This is a genomic window from Arthrobacter sp. TB 26, assembly GCF_000427315.1.
Classification (GTDB): domain Bacteria; phylum Actinomycetota; class Actinomycetes; order Actinomycetales; family Micrococcaceae; genus Arthrobacter.
Window position 1 is genome coordinate 1 of the sequence record NZ_AUPJ01000207.1, and the last position, 2,571, is coordinate 2,571.

Sequence of the window (2,571 nt, forward strand, 5' to 3'; positions counted from 1 at the left end):
GAGCCACGCCGTCGTCATGCCGACTACCGGAACCAGCAGGGTAAACGGCACGACGGCGGAGGACGGGTACAGCCCCAGCAGCCTGTTCCAGATTCCGTAACCCACCAGGGACCCGAAGATGGCCGTATAGAGCGCGCTCGCCAGGGTGACAGGCTGGACGTGAACCAGGGCCTGAGTCACAGCAGACGGCCCGTCCACCAGCAGGGACAGGCCCAGCAGGGGCAGCGGCACGACGGCCCCTGACCACACCACGAGCCCCAGCCCGGATGCTGCTTTGGCCTTTCGGGCGACGATGTTGCCGGCGGCCCAGGACAGCGCCGCGGCGAGCACGATCATGAGCGGCAGCACCGGGGCGACCAGGCTGCGGCCTACAGCCACGACGGCGAGGCCGGCGACGCCCAGCACCACACCGGCGAACTGCCGCCGGCTCGGCCGCTCGCCCAGGAACCCGGCCGCCAGGAGCACCGTCAGGAGCACCTGCGCCTGCAGGACCAGCGAGGCCAGGCCCGCGGGCATGCCGAGGGCCATGGCCAGGTACAGGAGGCCGAACTGTCCGGCGCTCATCAGCAGTCCGACGCCGATGATCGCTTTCCAGCTCACGTCCGGCTTCCGGATGAAGAAGATGCAGGGAAGAACCACCAGCGTGAAGCGCATGGCCACGAACAACAGCGGCGGCATCTCCGCGCCGTCCGGGTGCAGGCCGAGGTCGATCGCGACGAAGTTGACGCCCCACAGCACAGCGACGAGCAGGGCCAGGGCGGAATGGCGAGGGTTCACACTGCCACTATGCCGGTTCTGGCCGGACGCTGGGACAGGATCGCGCCAGCGCGCCGCAGATGGCTGGTGTGTGAAGGGTCAGAGGTTCCGGGGATGATCGCTGCGGGGCTCATCGGTGCTGCCCTGCTCCCGGGGAACCTGGCTGCCGGGAACCTCGCTGTGGGGAACCTGTCCTCCGTCCGGGTTGGAGGTCTGCTCGCTCGGGACAGGGTTCCGGGCGCCGCGGTCGCGGCGCAACTCTTCCGTGCCTGCGGCTTCCCGGGGCACCTCGTCCCTCTGGGCGTCGCGTTCGGTGGTGACGACGTCAGGGTCCAGTTCGTCCGCCTTCCGCAGCTGTTCCTGCGCGCCGGCACGGACCTTCTCTGCTTCCTGCTGCCGCGCGCTGGCTTCCTCCCGCAGCCGCTCGGCTTCGACTTCCGCCTGCTTGGCGTCGGCTTCGGCGCGGGCAGCCTGCGCCTCGCGCTCCCTGGCACCGATCTGCTCGGTCTTGGCCTGTTCACGCATTTCGACGGCCTTGGTGCGGTTCGCTTCCACCTTGCGCTTGCGGCTGAGCATGGTTGCCACGACGATGATCGCGAGCACCACAACGACGCCGATGATGATCCCAATGAGCTGTCCTGAATCCACGTTGATTCCGCCTTTTCTCTCGATCGCCATACGTCCACGAGTAAACAGCATCAGTAAACCGCAGAATCGCCTGCATGACTATGCATCCGGGGCCCGGGCAGGGAGCACCACCGGGACGTTATTTGGCCCGGGGCACCTTGAAATGCGTAAGCCGGGCGTCCTGGCCGTCGAGTTCGGCCCAGGACTTCTCGGTTTCCATGATGGTCAGCGCGCTGGTGGGGTACCGCGTGGCGGCGTCCATGTAGGCGTCATGGTTGGAGTCGCGGGACGCAAGGTGCATGGCGAGGTCCTGGACCCCCGGCATGTGCGAAATCACCATGAGGGTGGTCACGGTGTCCGGGACGTGGTTGATGACCGTCAGCATCCGCTTCGCCGAAGCGGCGTACAGCCCGTCCTCAAGTTTCGGCGTCGGGGCTTTGTCACCGAGTGCGCTGCAGACCCAGGTGCAGGTCTGGCGGGTGCGCAGGGCGCTGGAGCACAGGATGAAGTCGGGAACCACGCCGTGCTTCAGCAGCCATTTTCCGGCCTGCGGGGCATCGCGGTGGCCGCGCTCTTCGAGCGGCCGGTCATGATCCGCGACTCCCCCGGGCCAGTCCGCCTTGGCATGCCGCATGATCACCAGCCGTTTGATGTGATGCGCGCTCATGGATCAATCCTAGTGCGACGGCTTGTCCGCGGGCGCGCATCCCCTCGGCCGCCGATCAGTCGTCCAAGACGAAGGTCACTTCCAGCACCACGTGCCACGCAACAACGGCGCCGTCGCTGATTTCAACCTTCTGTTCCTTCACCCACGCCCCCGTGACATTGCGCAGGGTCTTGTTGGCCCGGTCGACGCCTTCCTTGATGGCGGCATCAAACGAGGTCTTGGAGTTCGCGCTCAGGGTAGTAATCCGTGCAACAGACATGTCTTCCTCCCAATAGTCGGCTCAACGCTCAAACCCTACGCCGCACCCCCGAAACGCAACAGAGTCCAACAGCCGCCCAACAGCCGCGGAGGCACATGCCCGTCAGCCAGCCCGCGAAAACCGCCCGCCCCGTCGTGCGGGCGCTGAAGCGTAGTGGCGCATCCCGAACGCGCACAGCGTGGCGTTTTGCGTAGTGCCGCATCGCCGACTGAGGAACGAAGGAGGTGTCTAAGGCACGGCAAAATGCCCCGCTGGGCGCGTG

The 2,571-nt window shown here is 66.6% G+C and carries 4 protein-coding genes; all 4 read right to left on the reverse strand.

Translation table 11 applies throughout. From position 1 onward, the window contains the following. The coding region (locus K789_RS0107340) for an EamA family transporter (protein ID WP_024366197.1) at positions 1-777 on the reverse strand (777 nt) is incomplete at its 3' end. 78 nt (positions 778-855) lie between these two features. After that, the gene (locus tag K789_RS22550) at positions 856-1,434 is read right to left on the reverse strand and encodes a hypothetical protein (RefSeq protein ID WP_051180948.1); all 579 of its coding nucleotides are present in this window, start codon (positions 1,432-1,434) and stop codon (positions 856-858) included. Positions 1,435-1,522: 88 nt separating this feature from the next. Beyond that, the gene (locus tag K789_RS0107350) at positions 1,523-2,050 is read right to left on the reverse strand and encodes a SixA phosphatase family protein (protein WP_024366199.1); all 528 of its coding nucleotides are present in this window, start codon (positions 2,048-2,050) and stop codon (positions 1,523-1,525) included. A 55-nt stretch (positions 2,051-2,105) separates the two neighbouring features. Next, entirely contained in the window at positions 2,106-2,309 is a 204-nt protein-coding gene (locus K789_RS0107355; protein ID WP_024366200.1) for a dodecin family protein, read from the reverse strand. Positions 2,310-2,571: the final 262 nt, after the last annotated feature.

What these genes read in the sequence shown, in the direction of transcription:
- K789_RS22550 (WP_051180948.1), bottom strand. Translation starts at nt 1,434, where the DNA reads ATGGCGATCGAGAGAAAAGGCGGAATCAACGTGGATTCAGGACAGCTC.
- K789_RS0107350 (WP_024366199.1), bottom strand. Translation starts at nt 2,050, where the DNA reads ATGAGCGCGCATCACATCAAACGGCTGGTGATCATGCGGCATGCCAAG.
- K789_RS0107355 (WP_024366200.1), bottom strand. Translation starts at nt 2,309, where the DNA reads ATGTCTGTTGCACGGATTACTACCCTGAGCGCGAACTCCAAGACCTCG.